The following is a 26,914-nucleotide window of genomic DNA, read 5'->3' on the forward strand; positions in this document are numbered from 1 at the left end:
TATCCCTAATGCGATTGGTATTAAAATAGTCGCCAGCGGCGTTTTTTTTGTCTGTTTTGATAAACCCATTGTAGTTTTACTTCTGCTGTACTGATGACTTTGGATGTATTGCTATCAAATAGTTCAAATGAAATACTTTGCTGTGAGTCAAAAGCATAATTAAAAGTACCACTTTGTTGCTTTAGCCAACATTGCATAATGTACTTTGAAGTTGCATCGCGTAGGCAGTAATTACCAATGATAGGTTGCTCCCACGTAAGTGTGACATCGGCATAGCAATTACGCCCTTCGCGCAGTGCAACACAAGTGTCGGGTAGTGCTATGAGTGCTTCAGGGGGCTCCTGCGCTTTAACAGTAAAGGTACTGGGAAAGATCAGTAATACCCAAATCCATCTAAAATACATAACGTAGGCCTACCTTGGCTTTATGCTGATATCCTTGGGAAATAATGGGGCTGTCGTCAATTTCTTTTGAAAACCATGTAGTGAGCCAACCGGATAAAAACACCCAATCTTGGCTTATTGGATATTCAGCATGGAACTCAAAGATAATACTCGTACTGGCATTGCTGCTATAAATCGGGCGAAGGCTGGTGGCTTCATCGTTATCAATGCCAAAGTAATAATTGGTAAAATCGGCAGAGTAGGCGCTTAAACCAACACCAGATCTAAACTCCCAGTTTCGCCATGGCAAAATGTGGCTAAAAAAGCTATTTATAACCCAGCCATTATGAGCACCAGATACGTCATGAAGGTATTCAAAGGAGAATTGTGAGTTTTCAAATCGGCGGGTGAGCCTAAGACCAACATCAAAATCGTAATTACGTTTCTTAATACCTTGAAGCTCTTTTATAACACCGTGGTTATAAAACCCGAGGCCTTTTTCGTCAAACCCGGCTTGAGTATTTGTGCCAAGTATATCTAAGCCCCAATCAAATTTATCTATAAGACTGTAACCAATTACAAGACCACCGCTGAGTTGATTGTGATCAAAATCAAGATAAAATTTATCGTAAGAAACAGCAAGACTTAAATCAAGCTCAACGCCTTTATCGTAAGATTCGATACCGATTAGGTAGGAATCTTCAATATAAAAGCCCGCACCAGCACTCCAATCCCACGCAAAGCCTTGGGTTGGCTCTAACGTGTTATCGGCATAATAGCGGTTACTTGCCATACTTGTGGTGCTAAAAATAAAGCAAAAAAGCAATGTTATGCTCACTAAAGTATGGTTAAGCAAAGTGTTTCTCATCCCTAAGGGCCTAATTATTATTTGTTATTAAGCGTAGTATATTGTTAATTCGTCCCTTTAATCTGTAAAAAAATGTAGTAAGTATAAATTTACTGAACTTTAATTTTATCGATTAATATACTGCTCAAGTAAAACTGCATCATAGGTGTTAATGCACTTACTTCTGTTCTGTTACATGGACCGCTAAGTTTGGTAAGACTAGATAGTTTTGACAACGTTTTGTACTGAGGGATTTGAATGTCTTTCCCAAGTCTTTCAATGCGAGCTTCATCAGTGTTTTGTTGATGAACAAAAGCGACAACCTCAAGCTCATTAGTTATTTTTTGCTCTTCGGTAAAATTGTAAATTAGCGGCTCGCGATGAAAACTAGCACTGTCGATAGATGATTTAGCAAACCAAACAACATCACCCGATGACTTGTGCGTAAGACGCATACTAACTTGTGCGAACATAGCTGCGCACTGATGGGTTGGATATTGTTGTGCAACATTTGAATATAAAGTAAAAGGATTCTCTGGTTGCTTTATTGCGTACTTGGTATCGTCTGTAAAAGTTAAATCGAGTTGCTGAATTGTCAGTGTATAGTCGCTGTTATTTTTAGTTGTCACTTTTAGTTGTTTATCATTCAGTGCTTGGCTAATTTGCGATAGAAGTTTATCGGTCACGCTCGCTTTATCGGTAATGATTTTTACTGTCTGGTTTCTAACTACTTTATGTGCAGGAAGTTGAACCGATTTAACTTTTGGAGATGAGTGCTCTGTAGTGTACTCAAGCTGATAGGTCTGACTTTTTAATGTTGGCTTTAACGGCATAGCCAATGGCTCGGCTGGCTGCTTTGTAATAGCACAACCAGTTGATAATAATATAAAAAGTGACACAACTAAAAAACGCATAAGTACTAAACACCCGCTAAAAACCAAATAATCGTCGTATTGTACGTTAGTCCAAACAAAACTTCATGATATTATCTGCGCAGATGTGGTTAAAAAGATAAAATTTATAAAAATGAAGTATCTCAACTCTTTATTGTATAGCCTACCTGCTTTGTGTTTGTTGTTTAGCTCTGTGGGTTTTGCGGCAAAAGCGGATCCTGATTGGGATGCATTTGTAAAAAAATACGGCCGTTACGCACAAAAAAAATTAAAAAGTAAAGGTATACCTGGTGCAGCGCTTTCGATTGTAAGTATAAACAACTCAGACTACATCCACACTATGGGCGTAACTAAAACACGAAATGGACAAAAAGTTAATAAGCATACCCGCTTTAGACTTGCGTCTGTTTCTAAGACATTTGCAGGCTCGTTATCAGCTAAATTGGCTGCTAACGGCCTACTGGAGTTAGATAAGCCTGTTAGTGATTACATACCTGATTTTAAAGGAACTGTATATGAAAATGATTTAAAGGTGTTTCATCTTTTAAGTCATTCAAGCGGGTTAGTTCCTAATGCATACGATAATTTAATTGAATCTCGTATGGATTACTCCAGTATTGTTGAAAAATTACTTAGTGTTAAACCTATTTGCAAACCAGGCGAATGTTACGGTTATCAAAATGTTATGTTTAGCCTTATAGGTAATGTGATATTACAAAGCAGTGGTAAAAGTTACGCGCAATGGTTACGGGAAACTATTTTTGCGCCTTTAAAAATGAGTGATGCCAGCTTAGGTTTTGAATCTATGGTTCAGGATGAAAATTACGCATTACCACACGTGCGCGGTACAAAACGTTGGTATAGCGCTAAGCTTAAAAAAAATTATTATAAAGTGGGACCTGCAGCGGGTGTAAACGCAAGCGCAAATGACATGGCTATTTGGTTAAAAGCCCAGCTAGGGCAATACCCAGATGTTTTGTCATTGGATACTCTAGCAAAGCAAACGCGTCCTTATACACATACAAAAAAAGAAATGCATCGCAGGGTGTGGAAAAAACACCTTAATGAGGCTTATTACGGACTAGGTTGGCGGGTTTATAATTATGCTGATGAAACGCTTTACTATCATAGTGGCTGGGTGCAAGGATATAGAAGCGATGTGGTTGTGTTTCCCCACTTAAATGTTGGTTTTAGTTTAATCGTTAATGCTGAAACCGGCGTAATTAATGAATTAACAACTGAATTTATCGACAGGCTATTAGAATACAAACGAGGTAAAAAAATATGAATAAAATAATATTAGCAATCACTTTTTTAGCCTTGTCATTTAATTGTAGTTTGGCATTTGCCGCACCTGACGAGGTATATTTGTTTCGTCATAGCGAAAAGTTAACGGGGAAAAACCCAGCGCTCTCAGAAGAGGGGAAGGCACGTGCAAATAATTTAGTTACTTTGTTTAAAGAACATCAAAATATACATCTTTTTAGCAGCAACTATAAACGCACGTTGCAGACAGCCGCACCTTTGCAGGCACATTTTAATACCAAATTAAATGTGTATAACGCAGGTGAGCTAGGTGATTTAAAAAATGAGTTACTCAAACTAAAGGGTGTAGTTGTTGTTATTGGGCACAGTAATACGACGCCGCAACTGGCTGAACTACTCTCCAATGAAAAAGTGCCAGCTATGAGTGAGACACAATTTACTCAGTATTTTATATTGCATAATAAGCCCAGAAGTAATGGCACTGATTATGATGTAACGCACCATACAATGAGCTTTTAAATTAAAAAGTGTTATATAACAAAAAACCAGCATTAAGCTGGTTTTTTAATTTAAACGTACTAAATCCTTTAAATAGGATTAATTAGTTACGTGGTAAATGTATTTTTTTCTCAACACTTTGACGATAAAGCACAATAGTGTGACCTATCGTTTGTAGCTTAGTCGCACCAGTTTCACGTACGATTGCTTCAAAAATAAGTGCTTTTGTTTCACGATCATCAGTTGGAACTTTAACTTTGATTAATTCGTGAATTTCTAATGCACTTTGAATTTCGACTACTACGCCTTCGGTTAAACCGTTAGAACCTAGTAAAACTACAGGCTTAAGGCTATGTGCCTGACCTTTTAAAAATTGCTTTTGTTTGTTTGATAATGTCATGTTTATACAAATTTTGCTGAATATGGCTTGAATTAAGGGTATTCTAACGCCATCTAAAGAATATTACTAATTAGTTGCGTGTTAATTTATGACAAATAAAAAACAGTCAGCCAGTTCACAGCGATGGCTGAAAGAACATTTTGATGATAAATATGTTCAAGAAGCGCAAAAAAAAGGCTGGCGTTCCCGAGCGGTTTTTAAATTAGATGAAGTACAAAATAGAGATAAGATACTTCGCCCTGGCATGACCGTTGTTGATTTAGGGGCAGCGCCAGGAAGTTGGTCTCAATACTTGGCTGAAAAAGTAGGCGACAAAGGTCAAGTAATTGCGTGTGATATATTACCAATGGATTCACTTGCGGGCGTTGACTTCTTACAAGGTGACTTTCGTGAGGAGGCTGTACTAAATGCGTTGTTAAAACGTATTGATGGTAAAAATGTTGATGTGGTACTCTCTGACATGGCACCAAATATGAGTGGCAATAACTCAGTAGATCAAGCAGGTAGCATGTATTTGGTAGAACTTGCGCTAGATATGTGTAGCCAAGTACTAAAGAAAAATGGCGCATTTATTGTTAAAGTTTTCCAAGGCGAAGGCTTTGATCAATACTTGCAAGATGTACGTAATAGTTTCAAAGCAGTGAAAATACGCAAACCTGATGCCTCACGTGCCCGTTCTCGGGAAGTATATATAGTAGCGACTGGATACAAACTGTAGTACAGTTGCTTGGCGTTTAGTTGAACTTAAATTAATTGGATACAAGAGGTTAACCCCTTGAGCGATATGGCGAAAAATTTAATACTATGGCTGGTGATTGCAGTTGTGCTGATGTCAGTCTTTCAGAGCTTTAATGGCGGCGAGCAAGTTGATCGTCAAACTAGTTACACTCAATTTGTTAAAGATGTCCGTAGTGGCTCTTTACAAGAAGTTATTATTGACCGTGGTACAGGTAATATTACTGGTACTAAGAGCAGTGGTGAGCGTTTTCAAACAACGATGCCAATGTACGATGAAGATTTAATTAATGACTTACTTAAAAATGATGTAAATGTGAAGGGTGTACAACCTGAAGAACAATCATTTTTAGCAAGTATATTTATTTCTTGGTTCCCAATGATACTCCTTATAGGTGTGTGGATATTCTTCATGCGTCAAATGCAAGGCGGCGGCGGTAAAGGCGCTATGTCATTTGGTAAGAGTAAAGCTCGGTTAATGAGCGAAGACCAAATTAAAACAACGTTTGCCGATGTGGCAGGTTGTGATGAAGCGAAAGAAGACGTTACTGAATTGGTCGACTTTTTACGTGACCCATCAAAATTTCAAAAGCTTGGCGGTAGTATTCCAAAAGGCGTACTTATGGTTGGTCCTCCAGGTACTGGTAAAACGCTACTTGCAAAGGCAGTTGCTGGTGAAGCAAAAGTACCGTTTTTTACAATTTCGGGTTCAGATTTTGTTGAAATGTTTGTGGGTGTTGGTGCATCACGTGTACGTGATATGTTTGAACAAGCTAAAAAAGCGGCGCCTTGTATTATCTTTATAGATGAGATTGATGCTGTTGGTCGTAAACGTGGTGCTGGTATGGGCGGCGGTAACGACGAGCGTGAGCAAACACTTAACCAAATGCTAGTAGAGATGGATGGCTTTGGTGGTAACGAAGGTATAATCGTTATTGCAGCAACTAACCGACCAGATGTATTAGACCCTGCATTACTTCGTCCAGGTCGTTTTGACCGTCAAGTTGAAGTAGGTTTACCTGATATTCGTGGTCGTGAGCAAATACTTAAAGTACACATGCGTAAAGTGCCATTAGGCGATAACGTAGAAGCGGCTCTTATAGCACGTGGTACTCCTGGTTTCTCAGGTGCTGATTTAGCAAACTTAGTAAACGAAGCTGCGCTTTATGCTGCACGTGGTAATAAACGTGTTGTAAGTATGGCTGAATTTGACGCTGCTAAAGACAAGATCATGATGGGCGCAGAGCGCAAGACCATGGTGATGAGCGAGCAAGAAAAAGCAATGACTGCGTACCACGAAGCAGGCCATGCAATTGTTGGTCGTATGGTGCCAGAGCATGATCCAGTTTATAAAGTATCTATTATTCCACGTGGCCGTGCGCTGGGTGTAACAATGTACTTACCAGAACAAGATCGTGTTAGCCATTCAAAAGAGCTTTTAGAATCAATGATTTCTAGCCTTTATGGTGGCCGTATTGCTGAAGCGCTTATTTACGGTGCAGATAAAGTAACAACGGGTGCAAGTAATGACATTGAACGAGCTACAGATATAGCGCGTAAAATGGTTACGCATTGGGGTTTAAGTGAAAAACTAGGTCCGTTACTTTACGCTGAAGATCAGAACGAAATGTATATGGGTGGCGGTGGTAGCCGTTCATCTAGCATGTCAGACGATACAGCTAAAATAATTGATGCAGAAGTACGTTTATTTTCAGATCGTAACTATCAAAGAGCAGAAGAAATATTAAAAGAAAACATTGATATTCTTCACTCAATGAAAGATGCATTAATGAAATACGAAACTATTGATGCTAAGCAAATTGATGATTTAATGGCACGCCAACCAGTGCGTGAGCCGCGCGATGCTCATGACCGCCATGAAGCTAAGCCGGTAAAAGAGCAAGAGCCAGTGCTTGATGAAAGTCAAAAAGCGGATGATTCATCGAAAAAAGATGAAACAAACCTTGATGATAAAGCTGAATAATCGTTAAAATAGTAATGAAAGCCCCGAATTTCGGGGCTTTTTTGTATCAGCTATTTAGAAAAAGAATAAAGGTTGGCAATGACTAATATATTAAAGCTTCCCAGAGGACGTACGCTCAATATTGAAAAGCCTGTTATTATGGGAATATTGAATGTAACGCCAGACTCATTTTCTGACGGCGGGCAGTTTTTAGACCCTAAAATAGCGCTAAAGCGCGCAATGCAATTATTAGATGACGGTGCGCAAATTTTAGATATAGGGGGAGAATCTACCCGCCCCGGCGCGCCAGATGTGAGTTTAAAAGATGAACTTGCCCGAGTAATTCCTGCTATTAAAGCGATACGTGAGTACAGTGATTGCGTTATTTCAATTGATACTAGTAAAGCGCAAGTTATGGAGCAAGCAATACTCGCTGGGGCAGATATAGTCAATGATGTAAGAGCTCTACAAGAAATAAACGCCTTAGAAACGGTTGCGCAGTATGAAGATGTAGCAATTTGTTTAATGCATATGCAAGGGCAACCCCGCAGCATGCAGTGCGCACCTCATTACGACAATCTGTTTGCAGATATAAATATGTTTTTTAGTGAACGTATTAAAGCATGTGAAACAGCAGGGATTAAGTTTGAGCGACTTATTCTAGACCCTGGTTTTGGATTTGGAAAAACACTTAGCCATAACTATCAAATATTGGCTAAGTTTGATGATTTTAATAAATTAGGTTTGCCATTATTGGCCGGATTATCTCGTAAGTCGATGATAGGTAATCTATTAAATAGAGAAACAAATGAGCGATTAGCGGGCAGCTTAGCGGGTGCGTTAATCGCGGCGCAAAATGGCGCAAGAATTATTCGTGTACATGACGTTAAAGAAACCGCAGACGTACTTGGTGTATATCAAGCCTGCGAGAAAGGAATTGCATAATGAAAGAAAGAAAATATTTTGGTACTGATGGCGTACGTGGTCTAGTAGGAACGCCACCTATTAACCCTGAGTTTGCAATGAAGTTGGGTTGGGCTGCAGGGCGCGTATTATCTCAAAGTGGTACTAAAAAAGTCATTATAGGTAAAGATACGCGTATTTCGGGCTATATGCTTGAAACCGCACTTGAGGCTGGTTTAATTGCCGCTGGTATTGATGTTGTATTACTGGGTCCAATGCCGACACCTGCAGTTGCGTATTTAGCGCAAACATTTCGTGCTGAGGCAGGTATTGTAATTAGTGCCTCACATAATCCGTATTACGATAACGGTATTAAGTTTTTCAATGGTCAAGGCTTAAAGCTTGATGATGCAGTAGAGCTTCAAATTGAAGCGATGCTTGATGAGCAAATGACATGTGTTGCTTCAGATAAATTAGGCAAAGCTTCGCGTTTAGTTAGTGCAGACGGCCGTTATATAGAGTTTTGTAAGAGCCAGTTCCCCCAAGGGTTATCTTTAGAAGGGCTTAAAATTGTTGTCGATTGCGCAAATGGCGCTACATACCATATAGCTCCTTCTGTCATGCGCGAACTTGGCGCTGAAGTTATAACACATGCATGCGAGCCTAATGGCGTTAATATAAATCATGAATGTGGCGCTACTCATGTAGATACCCTTAAACGCAAAGTGCTTGAATTTAAAGCTGACGTAGGTATTGCATACGATGGGGATGGCGATCGTGTAATGATGGTTGATCATAATGGTCGTGTATTTGATGGTGACGATTTAGTTTATATTATTGCTTGCCAAGCTGCCGAAGATGATATATTGGGTGGAGGTGTAGTTGGCACTGTAATGTCTAACATGGGTCTTGAAAATGCTTTAAAAGCGAAAGGTATCGAGTTTGCTCGCAGTAAAGTGGGTGACCGCTATGTAATGGAATTACTACAGCAAAAAGGCTGGAAAATTGGCGGTGAAAGCTCAGGCCATGTATTAAATTTAGATTTAATTAGCACGGGTGATGGCATTATATCAAGTTTGCAAGTACTTGCAGCTATGGTTGCACAAAACCGTACACTACAAGATTTGGGTGCTGGTTTTACTAAATATCCAATGAAAATGATTAACGTGCGCTATACCGCTGGAACAGATCCGACAAAAGCGCCAGAGGTACTTTCAGCTGTAGCAGAAGTTGAGCTTGCTTTAGGCGACAAAGGCCGAGTTTTACTGCGCAAATCAGGTACTGAACCTGTGGTTCGTGTTATGGTTGAAGCCGAGCAAGAAAAAATTGTAATAGACAGCGCTCAAAAAATTGCAGCTGTTGTAGAATCTATGAGCAAACAGACTGATTAATAACAATAACCTCTTGTAACTTTGGGCGAGAAAAGTTAATATCTCGCCCGCTTTCTAATGTGGAGTGGAAAATGGCAATACGCAAGGCGATGGTCGCAGGCAACTGGAAAATGAATGGTTCGTTAGAGCTAGTTAAACAAATGTCTGATGCTATTAACGATGTAAAATCACAAGAGATGGACATTGTTTTATTTCCTCCATTCCCACTTGTACCAGCGATGATAGCTAGTGGTGTTTCTACAGGCGCTCAAACTGTTTCTGAAAATACACCTGGTGCGTTTACCGGTGAAGTAGACGGACAGCTTCTAAAAGATTTAGGTGCAACTTACGTACTCGTTGGTCACTCTGAACGCCGCAGTATTTATAACGAAAGTAATGAAACTGTCGCTGAAAAGTTTGCTAGAGCACAAGAAGTTGGGTTAACACCAATTTTATGTGTTGGCGAAAGTGAAAGTGAGCAAGAAAACGGTCAAACCGAACAAGTAGTTGCTGCACAAATTGATGCAGTAATTGAAAAATTAGGTGTAGCAGCACTGAAAGATTCTGTGATAGCATACGAGCCCGTTTGGGCCATAGGCACAGGTAAGACTGCATCGCCAGAGCAGGCACAAACTGTTCATAAATTTATCCGTGATAAAATTGCTGCACTTGACAGCACTTTAGCACAAGGGCTTTCCATCTTATATGGTGGTAGCGTTAATGAAAAAAATAGCGAATTATTATTTGCACAAACAGATATAGATGGCGGCTTAATTGGCGGCGCAAGTCTAAAAGCAGAATCTTTTTCTGCAATCTGTAACAGTGCAAAAGGGACTGTATAAGATGTACGAAATTTTATTAGTAGTTTATTTAGTTGTGGCTTTAGCTCTAGTTGGAATGGTTTTAATTCAACAAGGTAAAGGTGCAGATATGGGTTCTTCATTTGGTGCTGGTGCATCAGGCACGGTTTTTGGTTCGTCAGGTGCTGGTAACTTTATGACAAAAACAACCACAAGCTTAGCAACAGTATTTTTTGTTTTAAGCATTGTGCTAGGTAACCTAACTGCAGGTCAAATTAAAAAGACTGACGAGTGGGAAAACCTAGAAGCAGCTCCTGCAGTGGAAACTGTAGTTCCTGTTGAAGAAGATGTTCCGGTAACATCTACTAAAGAGCAAAGCTCTGACGTACCGAACTAATTTAGCGTAATGTTATCGTTAAACGATTTATACTCCTCAAATAAATCATATGTTTAACAAATAAGCGAGAGCTTAAAAATGCGGATGTGGTGGAATTGGTAGACACGCCACCTTGAGGGGGTGGTGCTTTCGGGCGTGGGGGTTCAAGTCCCCCCATCCGCACCAAATTTAGAAACCAGTAACAGAAATGTTACTGGTTTTTTTGTGCCTGCAATTTAAATTGAATGTTATTTGTACTTTCTTTTTTAAAGGGCAATTAGTTATGTAGAATTTTGAATTATTTGTAAAAAAAACTAGAAATATTACAAATTTAGTTAACACTTATGAGTAATAAGCCGATAATAGATTTAGACAATAAAATAAGCTATTCACAATGGCTTCAGGCTTCTCTTTTCAAAATCTCAGCATAAGTAAAAAAATACATGCGATTACGAGTATTGCTGTCGTTGCATTTTTAGTGATTGTTCTGATCAACTATTTTGCTATGAATGATAATAGAATTGCACTTGATGAAATGGAAAAATCATCCTACAAAGTTGTTAAGTTAACATCAGCTAATGTTGGTATTTTAGAGAAGCTGGACGAACTTTACACCCAAGCCGTAACATTTGGTGAGCAAGATTTAGTCGAGAAAGCATCTGACACATACAAGCAACTTGAATTGAATATTATTGCGATAGAAAAAATAAATGCCTCTTACATTCACAGTGACACTAAAGAGCAGCTCGCAAATTACGAAAAAATATCAGCGACTATCGCAAATGGCATGGTAAATGGAACAGCAGATTTTAGTAAAATTCAACAACAAGCACAGAGGAAAACAGCGCTTTATAACGATGTCCTAGAAAAGTTTAAGGCAGCACAAGTCAAAGCTGACGATCGTTTTTTTGAACTTGTTGCAAGCACAAAGGACCGCTCTGATTACGCCCTTACGTTAATGTTAGTTGTTTCTATTGTATCGCTTATTTTATTGCTCTTTATGGCTATTTGGATAGCTAAGCGAATTGCTTCTTCGGCAAGTGATGCGGCAAATAATTTAAGCTTATTAGCAAGCGGTAAAGGCTCGCTAAGCACTAAATTGACAGTTAACTCTGAAGATGAAATAGGTCAAGTATCTATAAACTTCAACTCTTTTATTGGCATATTGAAAAAAACGGTGTTAGAAATTATCGCGGTTTGCGAACCGTTAATGGAAAACTCTACTCGCTTAGTGCAGGGGATGGAACAAGCGGAGCGTGCAACGACTAAATAAACCACTGATGCTGAGATTGTAAAGCAATCAATGGAAGAGATGAAACAGAGTGTAGGAGATATCTCTCAATCAGCTGCAAGTGCTTCTCATGCAGCGCAAACGGCTGAGAAAGAAGTTGAGCAAAGTAGAACTCAAGTACAAACATCAGTAACCGCTTCTCGTACGTTAAGTGATGAGATTAATCACGCTGCTACAACTATAAATAAATTAGCAGACGATACAAAAAATGTGTCGCAAATATTAAATGTTATTACATCAATAGCGGAGCAAACAAATTTACTTGCACTTAATGCTGCCATTGAGGCTGCCCGTGCTGGTGAGCATGGCCGAGGCTTTGCTGTTGTTGCTGATGAAGTTAGAGAGCTTGCATCGCGAACTGCTCACTCTACAAATGAGATTAGAGAGCTGTTGACTACTTTAACTGAAGCGGCTAACGAATCAGTTACTGCAATGACGACTGCAAGAGATATGGCTACAGATAATGCAACTGCAGCAGAAAAAACGGGCATTTCTATAGAGAAAATTGCAGAGCAAATGCTAGAAATAAATGGGATGAACTCACAAATTGCTGCTGCCACAGAAGAGCAAACATCAGTTGCTGCTATGGTTGTAGAAAACGTGACAAATATGCACGTATCATTTGAAGATACAATGGACTCGCTAACGGCTGTGAGGGATGTAGCTAAAAACCTTCATTACCTTTCAGATAAACTATTAGATGCCACAACTAAGTTTATCTCAAGCTACCGTACATCTGAGTATGAAGGTGGCCTAGATGACGATGCATCACCTTTAAACTTATCTGAGTTTCCAGAAGAGGGCGGAGCTGATCAGTACTCGTTTGAAATTCAACTAAATGCAACATTTGATAATATGGACTTTGTGTCAGGCCTTTACTTTTTTAATGAAGATGGCTTTACACGTTCAGGCCCATTTGTATTCAGCCCATTTAATACACCCAATGGCTTATTGAATGACGGAGTAACAGAATCATTTGGTGGTTACGGCGATTTTGAAATTAACCAAGAAACTAATTCTTACGCAGCCTACTTTAAAAGCTATGATTTAACTGACGATTTAACCGTTGGTGGTGGTCTTCGTTATTCAAAAGATGAAAAAGATGCAAATGCTATATTCCCATCATTTCCTACTCGTAAGTATGTAAGTGCAGATTTTGATGCAGTTACCTGGGATGTAAATGCATCTTATCAGCTTAGTAATAATATGAATGTGTATGGCCAAATTCAAAAAGGCCAAGTACACGAAAATGTATCTATGATGCTTGCGGTATTTGTGACTGATTACACTGATTTAGCATTACCGTTTTCAGACCCAACAGCAGGTGGCGGTTTCGTAACAATTGTAGAAAATGCGGGTCAGTCTAAAGCACAAGGTATTGAGCTTGAAACAACCGTCGCTATTACTGATGATTTTACTATTCGCAGTGCAGTTGGTTATTTAGATTCTGAAATAACAGAAGTGGCTGAGGGTGTACAAGGTATAGGTAAAGGCGATTCACCAGCACTTACACCACGCTGGACTGTCATGGTTGCACCTTCTTACTTTATGGATTTAGAGAGCGGCGCAACACTTGCGTTTAATGCTAATTATTCGTACCGAAGCGAAATGCAAGGGCAATCAGTTTATAACCAAAGTGAGACTATTGACTCTCGTGAACTAGTTGGTTTTAATATTTCCTACACTAATCCATATGGCGATATGGAAGTTACACTGTATGGTGAAAACGTTCTAAACGAAGTTTACGATGTTGGTCGTCTACAACAATCAGGTTTTGTTGGCGTAATGCGCAGTAATGATCGAAGTGAATTTGGTTTGAAATTCAAAAAAGATTTTGAGCTATAAACTAAAATCAAGTAAATGTAATTGAAGTTTATTTTGCATAATAAAGGCCGAATCATGCTGTGATTCGGCCTTTGTGTATTCAATAGTAAGGTTATTATTTGCATCGTTTAAATTCCTAATTTTAATTGCTGATTTAAAACAATCCACATCCCCATTTTTGAGTGTTTGTATTAACTAAAATGCGCCTTTTTAGTTTGTGTAAAGGCTAGGTTGTTCGCTACAATGGCGCCTCTTAATTGCCAAACGGACTCTGTAATGAAAATTCTTGCCGATCAAAATATGCCTTTAGTTGAGCAGTACTTTGCAGACTTTGGTGAGGTTGAGCGTTTTGATGGTCGTAAATTAACGCCTGAACAATTAATAGATGTAGATGTTCTTCTTACTCGTTCGGTGACAAATGTTAATCATGAACTTTTGGTACAAGCTGACAAGTTGAGCTTTGTAGGTACTGCCACAATCGGCATTGACCATATTGATACGCAATTACTGCATGATAGAAATATTGCTTTTACAAGTGCACCTGGTTGTAATGCGGTTGCTGTAGCTGAATATGTAATTAGTAGCTTATTTGCATTAAGCCAAGAAAATGCGCGTCCATTGTGTGGTCAAACAATTGGTATTGTAGGGATGGGCAACATTGGTACATGTTTGGCGCAAAAATTAAAAGCATTAAACGTAGTTGTACTGCTGTGCGATCCGATTAAGCACGAACAAGGCTTATTACAAGAGCATGTAGCGCTTGATGAGTTATTAGCGCAGTCAGATGTTGTTACTTTTCACGTTCCCCTTGTTAAAAGTGGCGAGCATAAAACACTGCACATGATGGGTAAAGAGCGTTTAAAGGCACTTAAGCCAGGAACCACGCTAATTAATGCAAGCCGTGGCGATGTAATTGATAACCAAGCATTACTTGAGGTAATGGAAGCTGGGGCTGATTTAGATTTAGTACTTGATGTATGGGAGAAAGAACCCAATATTTTAACTGAATTACTAGAGCATGTTCGTTACGCTAGTGTGCACATTGCAGGGCATACACTTGAGGGGAAAGCTCGTGGTACACAAATGTTGTATCAAAAACTGTGTCAGCTCAAAGGTGTTGAGGCGATTAAATCGTTGGATGATTTTTTACCAACACCAGCCATTACAAATGCAACTGTTACGCAAAGCCTTAATGAGCAAGATATTGCCCGTTTAGTGCATTTAATTTATGACGTTCGCCGCGATGACGGAATATTACTTCGTCGTCTAGAGAGCGACGGCTTTGATAGTTTACGTAAAAACTATCCTATAAGGCGAGAATTTAGCACTTTATTTCTACAAGGTGATAGCCCACAACTAGCAGCACTTAGCCAGCTTGGCTTTAGCATAGCTGAATAATTATTTAACTAACGATGTTGTTTTAATGTCGTTTATAGAGGAAGAAATATGTCGCAAAAATATAACGTTGCCGTACTTGGCGCTACTGGTTTAGTAGGCCGTCAAATCATTGAAACGCTAGCAGATCGTAAGTTTCCTGTTGATCAGCTTTTTTTACTTGCTAGCAGCCGCAGCGCAGGTGAAGATATAAAGTTTCGTGGTGAGACCATTGAAGTACTTGACGTTGAAGGCTTTGACTTTAGCCAAGCGCATATAGGTTTGTTTTCTGCTGGTAGCAGTGTATCTGAAAAATATGCTCCTATTGCTGCTGAAGCCGGCTGTATTGTAATCGATAATACATCGCACTTTAGAAATGATTTTGAAATACCACTCGTGGTGCCAGAAGTTAATGCTTCAAGCCTAGCTGATTTTAGAAATCGTAATATTATTGCTAACCCTAACTGTTCAACTATTCAGATGATGTTAGCACTTAAACCAATTTATGATGCTTACGGAATAGACCGTATTAATGTATCTACTTACCAAGCTGTATCGGGTGCAGGTAAAGACGCGGTTGATGAACTTGCAAAGCAAACAGCTAATTTGATGAATGCACGCCCTATGGATAATAAAGTATTTCCAAAGCAAATTGCATTTAACGTTATTCCTCAAATTGATAGCTTTGAAGATAATGGCTATACGCGCGAAGAAATGAAAATGGTAAACGAAACTCATAAAATTTTGGGTGATACCACTATTGCAGTGAACCCAACGTGTGTACGTGTTCCCGTATTTTTTGGGCACTCAGAATCAATTAATATTGAAACGCGCATGCCTTATGACTTTGAACACGTTAAACAACTTTTAAAAGACGCGCCTGGTGTCGAGCTAATTGATGATGAAGGTGACTACCCAACAGCAGTGTCTGACGCTAGTGGTAACGATACTGTGTATATAGGTCGATTACGTGCTGATATTTCTCATCCTCATGGATTAAACATGTGGGTTGTAAGTGACAACACTCGTAAAGGTGCTGCAACTAATAGCATTCAAATTGCAGAAGAGCTCATTGCCAATTACATGTAATAGTTAATTGCGCTAAACATGCCTTTGAAGCGGTAAACAGTAGTTGTTTGCCGCTTTTTGTTTATATGGCTTGTCAAATTTTTGCCGTTTAATTTTAAAAATACAAAAACTGATTGATAACACTCAATAAATTAATATTTATAAAGATGTTTTAAGGCATTTATTTTCAAGGTGTTGCGATGGATATTACGCTCTAACTGGTTTATAGTTTGTAATTGGAATAGAGCTTGCAATAAAAATAGATTGTAATAATAAATGCGAGTCAGTCATTTGGCTGATAATAGCAATAATAAACAATATTTATGCACTTAAGTTTTAGGTGTTTTATTAATATTTAAATATTAAAGGATCAGCATGCGCGGTTTAGCTACACTTATTATATTAGCGTCTGCATTGATAGTAACGCCAGTTTACTCTCAGGACAGTACCCAATTAAAGGGGCCTAAAGGCGTTGACTATGGTGCGCAAGGGCGATCAATTGGGCCAATTAAACCAACTGATACGCTTTGGCGTATAGCAGCTAAAGTGCGCCCAGACAATTCTGTCAGTATTTATCAAGTTATGCAGGCTTTGTATAACAAAAATCCCGATTCATTTTTAGAACAAAATCTTAACCACATTCAAAATGGTGCCTATTTAAAAATCCCTACCTTAGCCGAAATAAAAGCTGTAAATACGCAGCTCGCAAAGCAACGCTCTGAGCAAGATGATGCATTATGGGAAAAGAAAAAAAATGGCACGCTTACACAAAGCGAAATTAACTCAGCGCAAACAAAAGTAACTCAAGCGCGTAAAATTGATGTAGACGATGCTAAAAAAGAGATACAGAAAGAATTAAATGAAATAAAAACAGAGCAAGGTACTAAGCTAGTTGAGTTACAACAACAGTTTAAAAGCTCAGTTAGTAATGTAGAAGAGATTTTAGTTGAAAATAATAATCTTAAAAAACAGTTATCAGGAATATCAAAAGAGCTCGAAAACTTACGTTTGCAACTAGGACAAGACAGCGAAATTCAAAATCAGTTAAAAGAACTCATCGTTAAACAAAACGAGATTATTGCCCAACAAAAAAAACAAGAAGTAATACCAAAAGAGTCATTTTATTTTGGCTCATTATTTTCAAACCCCATAGTACTGGGCATGTTAATGTTTATTCCTGGGTTACTGATTATTTTTGCAATCGTTATGTTTTTACGCAAACGAGCAAGCAATCAAGAAGAGCCGCAAAACGATGATGACTTTTTACCACAAACCCCAACTTATACTGGCGATGATGATTTAGGCCCAAGCTTAAATGACGATCCAATTGTACCTGACCCTTTAGATGACTTGAGTGTTCAATTAGATGATAGTCTCGAAAGTGATATGTTGCCTAATGATGATTTAGACGACGGCTTAGATGATTTTTCTGGCGACGAAAATTTACTTGATCAGGATGAGCTCGAAAGCTTACTAAGCGATGACATTGTTTTTGATGATGAAAATACCGATGACGATGATGAGCTCGATATTTTTATGCAGCAAGGGTTTGATCAACCTTCAGATGAAAACGCTGAAGATATAGATTTAGACTTATCTGATGACTCAATTAACAATGATGAAATCCTAACTAATGACGATTTAGATAGCTTGTTTGATGAAGACGATAGTCTACCTGAGTTTGATGCACCGCAAACAAGCGAAGCTTTAGAAGATGACAGCTTAGAATCTCATGATGAAATGGCGGCTTTAAGTGAAGAGCTTGCAGATGAAGATAATTTTGATATAGATGAATTATTAGATCAAACATCAACAGAATTAGATACCTCAAATAGCACTTCAGCTGAACTTGATACAAGCGACGACTTTGATTTAGACGATATAGATAGCTTAATTGATGAGGCGAATGACCCAAAAAGTGATGTGGTAGATGACTCACTTGATGCAGAGTTACTCGACGAAGATGAACTTCTAGAAGAAAGCGACGACTTTGATTTAGACGACATAGATAGCTTAATTGATGAGGCTGCAGTTGATACTGCAAATGATTCATTAGTTGAGGAAAGTGACGACTTTGATTTAGGCGATATAGATAGTTTAATTGATGAGGCTGCAGTTGATACTGAGAATGACTCTTTAGTTGAGGAAAGTGACGACTTTGATTTAGACGATATAGATAGCTTAATTGATGAGACTGCGGTTGATACTGCAAATGACTCTTTAGTTGAGGAAAGTGACGACTTTGATTTAGACGACATAGATAGCTTAATTGATGAGGCAGCGGATGATACTGCAAATGATTCATTAGTTAAGGAAAGTGACGACTTTGATTTAGACGACATTGATAACCTAATTGATGAGGCAGCAGTTGATGCTGCAAATGATTCATTAGTTGAACAAAGTGATGGCTTTGATTTAGACGATATAGATAACCTAATTGATGATGAAGTAAAAAATTCAGATGTAAGAGATTCAGAAATTGATAATGCATTGGCAGACTCAGTTGAGGATTTAGCAGATGCTCAAGAAGAATTAAATGTTGATGATATTGAGTCGCTTGCTTCATCATTAAATGAAGAACCCGAGCTTGACGATGAGCCTGAGCTTGAAGAAGAGCCTGAACTTGAAGAAGAGCCTGAGCTTGAAGAAGAACCAGAGCTTTTAGCTGAACCCGAGCTTGTAAAAGAGCCTGCGCTTTACGATGAGCCTGAACTCGCAGAAGAGCCTGAGCTTGAAGAAGAGCCCGAGTTTATAGCAGAACCCGAGCTTGTAGAAGAACCTGAGCTTGTAGAAGAGCCTGAGCTTGAAGGAGATCCTGCGCTTTACGATGAGCCTGAACTGGCAGAAGAGCCTGAGCTTGAAGAAGAGCCCGAGCTTGACGATGAGCCTGAGCTTATAGAAGAACCTGAGCTTAAAGAAGAGCCTGAGCTTGAAGAAGAGCCTGCGCTTGAAGAAGAGCCTGCGCTTGACGATGAGCCTGAGCTTGACGATGAGCCTGAACTTGCAGAAGAACCTGAGCTTAAAGAAGAATCTGAACTTATAGATGTAACGGTTGATGATTTTTCAGATACATCAGAGTCGCTTCTTGATCCTGAAGATGCGCTTGAAGAATATACAGATGATACTTTAAAGAGCGTTGATGAGCTTTTAAATGAGCTACAACAAGCGACGGATGATGACTATATAGAAACACCAGATTGGTCTTTAGATCAGCTTGACGACGATCTTGAAGCAATAGAAGTAGATCTTGGTGACGATCCGTTAGCGGGCGACGATGACTCAGATCTTACAAAAATTGAAGAGCAGCTTGATAGCGATCTTATAACGCCAAGTGAAGAGTTAGATGAATATCCTGAACTTGAATTAGATGATGATCATTCATTATTGGAGAATGAACCTTCGTTTGAGCCGCAAGAACCTAAAGAAAATGCACCGAGTGAAGAAAATGCAGTAGCACTTAGTCAAACAGAGAAAGATCTCGCAAATGCGCTTTCTGAAAATGCTAACTTAGATAGCTTAGAAGATGATTTTGATGATGAACTATTAATTGATAATGACTTCTCTGAATCAGAAGCTAAGGTTAAAGACGAGTCGTTTGATGATGATTTACTGCAAGAAATTAATGACGGAATTGATTCTGTTGAACCAATTAGTATAGAAGAGGATACCAAACCTCTTAACCTTGATGAAGTTCAAGAAACACTAGAAAGTGAGTTGCCATTTACTCCCGAAGAATTACAAGGTGATGATTTAGACGGTGAGGCGCAGGGAGTCGCTTCCAGCCAAGCTGAGCAGGACTTATCAATTGCGCTTTCTGAAAATACTGATTTAGATAGTTTAGAAGACGATTTTGATGATGAAATTTTAATTGAAGACGATTTTTCTGACTTAGATGTTGAGTTTGACGAAGATACTTTAGAGCAAGCGCTAACTGATGAGTTATCAGACGATCAGCAAGAGCAAACAAATGCAGAGCGCGAAGCACAGTTAACAAACTCAGATGAAGCAGGTAGCACTGATATTAGCTCTGACGATGAACTTGATGAAGAGTTTATGTCAAATTTGACGCAAACTGATTTTGATTCATTACTTAGTGAGTTAGCGGAGCCTGAAGAATTAAGCGCTGAGGATAGCAGTGAATTTGATGTCGACTTTGACAGCTTGCTAAAAGAAGACTTAGAGGAAGATGACTCATTAACTACAAAAGAGCCACTTGTTGAAAGTAGTGATATTGAGCAACTTGATAATGATGAATTTGTAGATATAGATTCATTATTAGAAGAAAGTGAAGAGGCTGAACTTGAACACGAACCTTACACCGACGTTAATATGGATGTCGGTTTGAGTGAGTTTGATGCATTACTTGCTGGTGATAACCCAACCGATGTTGATGCTGAAAGTGGTGGCTATTCAGCTAAACTAGATTTAGCGCGTGCTTATATTGAAATTGATGATTTTGATTCTGCGCTCAAGGTCATTGAGGATGTCATCAACAAAGGCCCTGAAGAAGTTCAAGAAGAGGCACTTAGTTTAAAAGCGAAACTAAAATAACAAATTGTTTTAAAAAACCCTTAATTGGTCATACTAATTAAGGGTTTTTTATGGAAGTTAGTTTAATTATAACAAGGAAAAGCAACGCATTAATGAAGCGAATTTTATAGTATGTAATTGTTATAAAAGAATAATTTACATCGTAATTATTAAGTTATTTGATTCATTAAAATGATCATGTTTTTAATAAAAAGGGTATTACCGCACACCTCCTTTTATTGCGTCGAGAGATAGCATAAAATGCCGTGTTCATTAGCACAGTAGGTAAAGCAGTAATTATGCGAGTAGCACTTGGAGTTGAATACAACGGCGTACGCTATAGTGGGTGGCAACGTCAATCACATGTAAATAGCGTACAACAAGAAGTAGAAAAGGCATTGTCGCGTATTTGTAATCACCCAGTTGAAGTAGTATGTGCGGGGCGAACTGATGCGGGTGTGCACGGTACAGGTCAAATAATACATTTTGAAACTGAAGCTTCGCGTGACATGGTCGCATTTACAATGGGTATGAATACCTTATTGCCTAAAGATATTGCTATTCGCTTTGCACAACCAGTTGCTGTCGATTTTCATGCTCGTTTTAGTGCAACCGCTCGCCGATACCGCTATATTATTTATAACTCTCCTTTTCGAGGAGCAGTGTTAAGCGAAGGGGTTACGCATTTTCATCACCCATTAGATGAAGTTAAAATGCAGGAAGCCTGTCAGTATTTGATCGGGACACACGATTTTACATCTTTTCGAGCGATCCATTGTCAAGCGAATACACCGACTCGTACTATTCATCATTTATCGGTACAGCGCCAAGGGTGTTACGTTATTATTGATATTAAGGCGAATGCGTTCTTACATCACATGGTACGTAATATAACGGGGAGCTTGATGGATATTGGCATACATAAGCAACAGCCTATTTGGTTGAAAGAATTACTTGATTGTAAAGAGCGTGCTAAAGCAAGTGCTACAGCTAAAGCTGCAGGTTTATACTTGGTTGATGTCGATTATCCTGAAGAGTTTAATATTCCTAAAATGCCTTTAGGTCCATTGTTTTTACCTGACGCTGAAATTTAGTTATGGTTGTCGTTAGTGCTTTTTATGAACACTTTTAACTACTAAGACCAGTTTTTTATACCGCGTTAGTGTAATTCATGTTTTAATTGAAAAAATTTGTCTGCTAATTGCTATTGGCAGGCTCGCGACACAGAACAGCATTAAGAGAGTTGCAAATGAGTTGGCTAGAAAAAATCTTACCTAAAACGACAAAATCATCAGGTCGTAAAGAAATCCCAGAAGGTATTTGGGCTAAGTGCACATCGTGTGATTCAATTTTATATAAAGCTGAATTAGAAAAGTCATTAAACGTATGTCCTAAGTGTAACCATCATATGCGTGTTAGTGGCCGTAAGCGCCTGGAGCACTTTTTAGATGAAGGTGACCGTCAAGAGCTTGGCACACAACATGAGCCTAAAGACATTCTTAAGTTTAAAGATTCTAAAAAATACTCTGATCGTATCAGTGCAGCCCAAAAAGCAAGTGGTGAAAAAGATGCACTTGTAGCTATGAAAGGCCGATTAAAAGGTATTCCAGTTGCAGCAGTAGCATTTGAGTTCTCGTTTATGGGTGGTTCAATGGCTTCTGTTGTTGGCGCTCGCTTTGTTGATGCTGTTGATCAATGTTTAGAGCATAACATGCCGCTTATTTGTTTTTCTGCATCAGGCGGTGCACGCATGCAAGAAGCGCTTATGTCGCTTATGCAAATGGCTAAAACAAGTGCTGCACTTGCAAAAATGACTGAAAAAGGTCTTCCGTTTATTTCAGTCATGACTGACCCAACTATGGGTGGTGTATCTGCATCACTTGCTATGCTGGGCGATATTAACGTTGCGGAACCTAAAGCATTAATTGGTTTTGCGGGTCCTCGTGTTATTGAGCAAACTGTTCGCGAAACATTACCTGAAGGCTTTCAGCGTAGTGAATTTTTGCTTGAACACGGTGCAATTGACATGATTATTGACCGCCGTGAAATGCGCGATACCCTTGCACGCATTTTAGCTAAATTTATGAACTTGCCTTCTACGGAACAAGAGCATAGAGTAGCGTAAATTTCAGCTTTACTGATTACACGCTATGACAAAAAAAACTCCTAGCCAATCATCAAGCCTTGATGATTGGCTTTTTTATTTAGAAAGTGTTCACCCAGCTAACATTGCTATGGGCTTAGAACGAGTTGCTAATGTTGCTAACAATATTGGCCTGTTAAACACTCCAAGTAAAATTATTCTTATTGCCGGTACAAACGGTAAGGGCACCACAGCACGCTGCTTAGAGTCGCTATTGCTAGCGCAAGGTTTCAATGTGGGTACTTACGCATCTCCACATTTAATTCGTTATAACGAGCGTGTACGAGTTAATGGGGAAGAATTGGCAGACCAATTTCATATAGATGCTTTTCACCAGCTTGAGCAAGGCCGTAAAGACACTCCTCTGACTTATTTTGAATATGGTACTTTGGGTGCGTTGGCAATTTTTAAACGCTGTAACGTCGATTATGTATTACTCGAGGTTGGTTTAGGTGGGCGCTTTGACGCCACAAATATAGTCACTCCCTTTGCAAGCGTGATCACGACTATAGACTTAGACCATAAAGAGTACTTAGGTGATACCCGTGAGTTAGTGGCTTATGATAAAGCCGGTATTTTTCGTGAAAATACGCCCGCTATTATAGGGGATTTAAATATTCCTCACACAATGACTGATTACGGCAAAGAAATTAATGCCAATATGACGTTGTCGGGCAGTGACTTTATTTTTAAAGAAAATGCTGAGAGCTTTAATTGGCAATATAAAGAACATAATCTTGAAATAGATAAGCCAGCAATACCGTGTCAAAATGCAGCAACCGCATTAACCACGCTCAGTGTTTTAAACTTATTACCAAGTGAGCAAGTTATACGAAGTTGTTTAGCTAATTTAGTTGTCGAAGGGCGATTTCAACAGTTAAGTATTGAGCCTTTAGTCTTTACCGATGTAGCACACAACCCTGAGTCGGCGCGTTATTTAGCCAATAAGTTATCAAGCTATAAAGATAAAGGCTTTAAAATTCATGCATTAGCCGCTATGCTTGCTGATAAAGATAAAACGGGTGTACTTAAAGAAGTAAGTCACTTGGTCGATGAGTGGTCATTAGCGAGCTTAAGTGGCCCGCGAGGCGACACTGCAAGTAATTTACAAAATGCACTGCAGGAATTGTCTCATCATAATACTATTAATAGCTATGACAGTGTGGGACAGGCACTGAATGTAATTTTACCAGAACAACAAAGTGATACTATGTTGATTATATTTGGTTCATTTTTTACAGTTGCTGGCGCTATTAATTACTTTAAAAAATAGAGAGGATGTCGGTGAACTCAAGTTTTATTAATCGCTTAGTCGGAACAAGTATAGTGGTGATTGCAGCAATTGTGTTTATCCCTAATATACTCGATGGCGAAAAAGTGCATTATAAAGAAGGCTTTAAAGCGATCCCAGACCGCCCTGAGTTCAAAACAATCGATCTTCAAGAGTCAATTGATGAAAATATGGCTAATGCTGAGCCACTAAAGCAAGATGAAATTGAAGACATTCAAGCTGACGATGAAGCTTTTGAGCAGCAAAGCGCGAAGGATGAGAGTGATTACGCTGTGGAAGATAAAGTTGTTGAAGCAACTATAGAACCCAAAGCTACACCAATTACAAAAGCACCTGTTCAAGCTAAGCCAGAGCCAATTGCACCACGTAAAAGTGATGAAAACCTAACGAGTATGGCCTATGTTATTCAATTAGGTAGTTTTTCACATGTTGCAAACGTTAAAGCATTACAGGCTAAATTAAAGGCTGAAGGGTTTAAAACGTTTACTAAACCGATTAAAACCCCAAATGGGGCATTAACCAAAGTATTTGTTGGTCCTTCGCTTGATAAAAGTGAATTACAAAAGCAGCTCCCCCAGCTCAAAGAGCTTACTAAATTAAATGGTAAAGTTACGCAGTACGAAGTAACAAAATAAATAAAGGCTTGTATAACAAGCCTTTATTTATTTATTTATATTTTTTTTATCATTATCTTTATCTCACAATACCTAGACTAGAATGTTAATTTTTTGTATTAACTACAACCCAGTAATCTCCCGTTTAAACTTGCATACTAACGATGTTTGGGTATAGAATGCGCCCCAAATTAGCGACTAATTGGTTCTTATGATCTGGGTTGATTACGCCATTATTGGCATCATTGTATTGTCTACCATCATCGGTTTAATACGCGGCTTTGTAAAAGAAGCAATGTCATTAGCGGTATGGGCTGGCGCCTTTATCATCTCTAGCTTATTTTACCAATATTTAGCTTCCTTCCTAACAACCATTTCTGAACCCCTTTTAAGAAATGCGGCGGCCATAGCCATATTATTCTTTGCGACGCTACTGTTAGGCGGTTTACTAAACTACATTTTAGGTGAACTTGTACATCGTACTGGTTTATCGGGTACCGACCGTGTCTTTGGTATAGTGTTTGGTGCTCTACGAGGCGTGTTGGTCGTGAGCGCGTTACTCTTCTTTCTTGATGCTTTTACTGGTGCACCCAATACGCACTGGTGGGGCAATTCTATTTTGATTCCAGAATTTGGCTTTGTTGTTGAATGGTTCTTTTCGTACCTAGAAAACAACTCGAGCTTTTTAAATTCAGTAAACCGTTAATCGGCGAGGATAAATTACATGTGTGGTATCGTTGGAATAGTCGGAACATCCCCTGTCAATCAGGCGATTTATGATGGCTTAACTGTTTTGCAGCACCGTGGTCAAGATGCCGCGGGTATCATTACCATTGAGAATAATACGTTCAGCTTACGCAAAGCAAATGGCTTAGTGAAAGATGCCTTTCACACTCGTCATATGAAACGACTACAAGGTACGATAGGTCTTGGCCATGTGCGCTATCCTACAGCAGGGTCTTCAAGCTCATCTGAAGCACAGCCTTTTTATGTTAACTCACCGTTTGGTATAGCGCTTGCCCATAATGGTAACCTTACTAATGCAGAAGCTTTAAAAGAGCAGTTATTCTCAGAAGCACGTCGTCATGTAAATACAACATCTGATTCAGAAATCTTACTCAACATCATGGCACATGAACTAAGTAAATCTGATAAGTTGCATTTAGACCCTGAAGATATATTTACTGCGGTAACCGAGGTAAATAATAAAGTAAGCGGTGGTTATGCAACAATTGCTATGATTATTGGTCACGGTATTGTTGCTTTTCGCGACCCGAATGGTATCCGTCCACTTGTATTTGGTAAACGTGAGACTGCAAAAGGGACTGAGTACATGTTCGCCTCTGAAAGCGTTGCGTTAAAACCGGACGGCTTTGAGTTTGTACGTGATGTTGCCCCTGGTGAAGCTATATATGTTACAGAAGAAGGTGAATTTCATTCACTTAGTTGTGCAGATAAAGCATCTTACTCGCCGTGTATTTTTGAATTTGTTTATTTTGCTCGACCTGATTCAACAATAGACCGTATGTCTGTTTATGCAACACGCGTAAACATGGGCACAAAACTAGGCGAAAAAATTGCACGCGAATGGGCTGATAAAGACATTGATGTAGTTATCCCAATCCCAGAAACTTCATGCGATGTAGCACTGGAAATTGCACGTGTGCTTGATTTACCGTATCGCCAAGGTTTTGTTAAAAACCGTTATATTGGTCGTACATTTATTATGCCTGGTCAAGAGATGCGTAAAAAATCAGTGCGTCAAAAGCTAAATGCAATTGATCGCGAGTTTAAAGGCAAAAACGTATTATTGGTTGATGACTCAATTGTTCGTGGTACAACATCAGCACAAATTGTTGAAATGGCTCGTGAGTCTGGTGCTAAAAATGTTTACTTTGCATCCGCAGCGCCTGAAATACGCTTCCCTAATGTGTACGGTATTGATATGCCTTCAGCAGCTGAGCTTATTGCTCACGGCCGTGAAGTTGAAGATATTAATGCAAGTATTGGTTCTGACGGTTTAATCTTTCAATCGTTAAAAGATTTAATAGCTGCGGTTAGCCAAGAAAATCCTGAAATTACTAAGTTCGAAACCTCAGTATTTGATGGGCAATATATTACAGGCGACATTGATCAAAACTATTTAAACCGTATTGATGAGCTACGTAACGATTCAGCAAAAAGCACCCGCGAAAGTGCGATGTCTTCAAGTTTAGAGATTCACAACCAAGACGAAAACGAAGCTGATTAATAATTAGTTAATAAAAAGTCGTTACATAAAAAAAGGAGCTAATTAGCTTAATGCCGATCAGTTAAGAAAATGACCGGTTGACCGATCCAAACGA

At 39.0% G+C, this 26,914-nt stretch carries 23 protein-coding genes and 1 tRNA gene; 20 read left to right on the forward strand and 4 right to left on the reverse strand.

Features of this window, described 5'->3' with window-relative positions; all coding sequences use genetic code 11:
• Window positions 1-20: 20 nt before the first annotated feature.
• From GQR53_RS22395 to GQR53_RS22405, 3 genes are all read right to left on the reverse strand, one after another.
• Complete coding sequence (locus GQR53_RS22395) at window positions 21-404, reverse strand: DUF3019 domain-containing protein (RefSeq protein ID WP_149591801.1); 384 nt, start codon at window positions 402-404, stop codon at window positions 21-23.
• Window positions 394-1,176: a MipA/OmpV family protein gene (locus GQR53_RS22400; protein WP_231619887.1), complete on the reverse strand. Its 783-nt coding sequence runs from the start codon at window positions 1,174-1,176 to the stop codon at window positions 394-396. The genes GQR53_RS22395 and GQR53_RS22400 overlap by 11 nt, the downstream gene beginning before the upstream one ends.
• A 164-nt stretch (window positions 1,177-1,340) precedes the next feature.
• Window positions 1,341-2,144, reverse strand: coding sequence for a hypothetical protein (locus GQR53_RS22405; protein WP_165742698.1), 804 nt, complete (start codon window positions 2,142-2,144; stop codon window positions 1,341-1,343).
• A 112-nt stretch (window positions 2,145-2,256) separates the two neighbouring features.
• Between GQR53_RS22405 and GQR53_RS22410 the strand changes: the two genes are divergently transcribed.
• Complete coding sequence (locus tag GQR53_RS22410) at window positions 2,257-3,411, forward strand: serine hydrolase domain-containing protein (protein ID WP_165742697.1); 1,155 nt, start codon at window positions 2,257-2,259, stop codon at window positions 3,409-3,411.
• The gene (locus GQR53_RS22415) at window positions 3,408-3,908 is read left to right on the forward strand and encodes a histidine phosphatase family protein (protein WP_002963152.1); all 501 of its coding nucleotides are present in this window, start codon (window positions 3,408-3,410) and stop codon (window positions 3,906-3,908) included. The genes GQR53_RS22410 and GQR53_RS22415 overlap by 4 nt, the downstream gene beginning before the upstream one ends.
• Before the next feature lie 82 nt (window positions 3,909-3,990).
• Here the strand turns inward: GQR53_RS22415 and yhbY are convergent, their stop codons facing one another.
• The gene (gene yhbY / locus GQR53_RS22420) at window positions 3,991-4,287 is read right to left on the reverse strand and encodes a ribosome assembly RNA-binding protein YhbY (RefSeq protein ID WP_002963153.1); all 297 of its coding nucleotides are present in this window, start codon (window positions 4,285-4,287) and stop codon (window positions 3,991-3,993) included.
• An 88-nt stretch (window positions 4,288-4,375) separates the two neighbouring features.
• Between yhbY and rlmE the strand changes: the two genes are divergently transcribed.
• The 18 genes from rlmE to purF all read left to right on the forward strand — a co-directional run bounded on the left by rlmE (window position 4,376) and on the right by purF (window position 26,820).
• Window positions 4,376-5,005, forward strand: a complete 630-nt coding sequence (rlmE, locus tag GQR53_RS22425; RefSeq protein WP_007586629.1) for a 23S rRNA (uridine(2552)-2'-O)-methyltransferase RlmE — start codon at window positions 4,376-4,378, stop codon at window positions 5,003-5,005.
• Between the two features lie 66 nt (window positions 5,006-5,071).
• Window positions 5,072-7,006 (forward strand): ATP-dependent zinc metalloprotease FtsH, encoded by a 1,935-nt coding sequence (ftsH, locus tag GQR53_RS22430; RefSeq protein ID WP_165742696.1) that lies wholly within the window; start codon window positions 5,072-5,074, stop codon window positions 7,004-7,006.
• A gap of 78 nt (window positions 7,007-7,084) precedes the next feature.
• The gene (gene folP / locus GQR53_RS22435) at window positions 7,085-7,930 is read left to right on the forward strand and encodes a dihydropteroate synthase (RefSeq protein ID WP_165742695.1); all 846 of its coding nucleotides are present in this window, start codon (window positions 7,085-7,087) and stop codon (window positions 7,928-7,930) included.
• On the forward strand, window positions 7,930-9,279 hold the full coding sequence (glmM, locus tag GQR53_RS22440) for a phosphoglucosamine mutase (RefSeq protein ID WP_165742694.1): 1,350 nt from the start codon (window positions 7,930-7,932) through the stop codon (window positions 9,277-9,279). The genes folP and glmM overlap by 1 nt, the downstream gene beginning before the upstream one ends.
• Window positions 9,280-9,350: 71 nt before the next feature.
• Entirely contained in the window at window positions 9,351-10,100 is a 750-nt protein-coding gene (tpiA, locus tag GQR53_RS22445; RefSeq protein WP_002962767.1) for a triose-phosphate isomerase, read from the forward strand.
• A 1-nt stretch (window position 10,101) separates the two neighbouring features.
• The gene (secG, locus tag GQR53_RS22450) at window positions 10,102-10,455 is read left to right on the forward strand and encodes a preprotein translocase subunit SecG (RefSeq protein WP_002962769.1); all 354 of its coding nucleotides are present in this window, start codon (window positions 10,102-10,104) and stop codon (window positions 10,453-10,455) included.
• 80 nt (window positions 10,456-10,535) lie between these two features.
• Window positions 10,536-10,620: transfer RNA gene (locus tag GQR53_RS22455), tRNA-Leu, on the forward strand.
• A 319-nt stretch (window positions 10,621-10,939) separates the two neighbouring features.
• A complete protein-coding gene (locus GQR53_RS22460) occupies window positions 10,940-11,707 on the forward strand; it encodes a hypothetical protein (RefSeq protein WP_165742689.1) in 768 nt (255 codons plus the stop codon).
• A 39-nt stretch (window positions 11,708-11,746) separates the two neighbouring features.
• On the forward strand, window positions 11,747-13,570 hold the full coding sequence (locus GQR53_RS22465; RefSeq protein WP_240917427.1) for a TonB-dependent receptor: 1,824 nt from the start codon (window positions 11,747-11,749) through the stop codon (window positions 13,568-13,570).
• Between the two features lie 255 nt (window positions 13,571-13,825).
• The gene (locus tag GQR53_RS22470) at window positions 13,826-14,947 is read left to right on the forward strand and encodes a 4-phosphoerythronate dehydrogenase (protein ID WP_024606169.1); all 1,122 of its coding nucleotides are present in this window, start codon (window positions 13,826-13,828) and stop codon (window positions 14,945-14,947) included.
• 48 nt (window positions 14,948-14,995) lie between these two features.
• Window positions 14,996-16,012, forward strand: coding sequence for an aspartate-semialdehyde dehydrogenase (locus GQR53_RS22475; RefSeq protein WP_165742693.1), 1,017 nt, complete (start codon window positions 14,996-14,998; stop codon window positions 16,010-16,012).
• A 354-nt stretch (window positions 16,013-16,366) separates the two neighbouring features.
• Window positions 16,367-20,542 carry a FimV/HubP family polar landmark protein gene (locus GQR53_RS22480; protein WP_165742692.1) on the forward strand — a complete coding sequence of 1,392 codons (4,176 nt, stop codon included), beginning with the start codon at window positions 16,367-16,369 and terminating at the stop codon, window positions 20,540-20,542.
• A gap of 278 nt (window positions 20,543-20,820) precedes the next feature.
• Window positions 20,821-21,615 (forward strand): tRNA pseudouridine(38-40) synthase TruA, encoded by a 795-nt coding sequence (truA, locus tag GQR53_RS22485; protein ID WP_002958360.1) that lies wholly within the window; start codon window positions 20,821-20,823, stop codon window positions 21,613-21,615.
• 155 nt (window positions 21,616-21,770) lie between these two features.
• Window positions 21,771-22,646 (forward strand): acetyl-CoA carboxylase, carboxyltransferase subunit beta, encoded by an 876-nt coding sequence (accD, locus tag GQR53_RS22490; RefSeq protein WP_024606166.1) that lies wholly within the window; start codon window positions 21,771-21,773, stop codon window positions 22,644-22,646.
• A gap of 25 nt (window positions 22,647-22,671) precedes the next feature.
• Window positions 22,672-23,937 carry a bifunctional tetrahydrofolate synthase/dihydrofolate synthase gene (gene folC, locus GQR53_RS22495; RefSeq protein ID WP_165742691.1) on the forward strand — a complete coding sequence of 422 codons (1,266 nt, stop codon included), beginning with the start codon at window positions 22,672-22,674 and terminating at the stop codon, window positions 23,935-23,937.
• A gap of 11 nt (window positions 23,938-23,948) precedes the next feature.
• Window positions 23,949-24,590, forward strand: a complete 642-nt coding sequence (locus GQR53_RS22500) for an SPOR domain-containing protein (protein ID WP_165742690.1) — start codon at window positions 23,949-23,951, stop codon at window positions 24,588-24,590.
• Window positions 24,591-24,780: 190 nt separating this feature from the next.
• On the forward strand, window positions 24,781-25,275 hold the full coding sequence (locus tag GQR53_RS22505) for a CvpA family protein (protein WP_002958356.1): 495 nt from the start codon (window positions 24,781-24,783) through the stop codon (window positions 25,273-25,275).
• An 18-nt stretch (window positions 25,276-25,293) separates the two neighbouring features.
• On the forward strand, window positions 25,294-26,820 hold the full coding sequence (gene purF / locus GQR53_RS22510) for an amidophosphoribosyltransferase (protein WP_024596369.1): 1,527 nt from the start codon (window positions 25,294-25,296) through the stop codon (window positions 26,818-26,820).
• Window positions 26,821-26,914 lie beyond the last annotated feature (94 nt).

Source organism: Pseudoalteromonas sp. Z9A6, assembly GCF_011378805.1.
GTDB classification, from domain to species: domain Bacteria; phylum Pseudomonadota; class Gammaproteobacteria; order Enterobacterales; family Alteromonadaceae; genus Pseudoalteromonas; species Pseudoalteromonas distincta.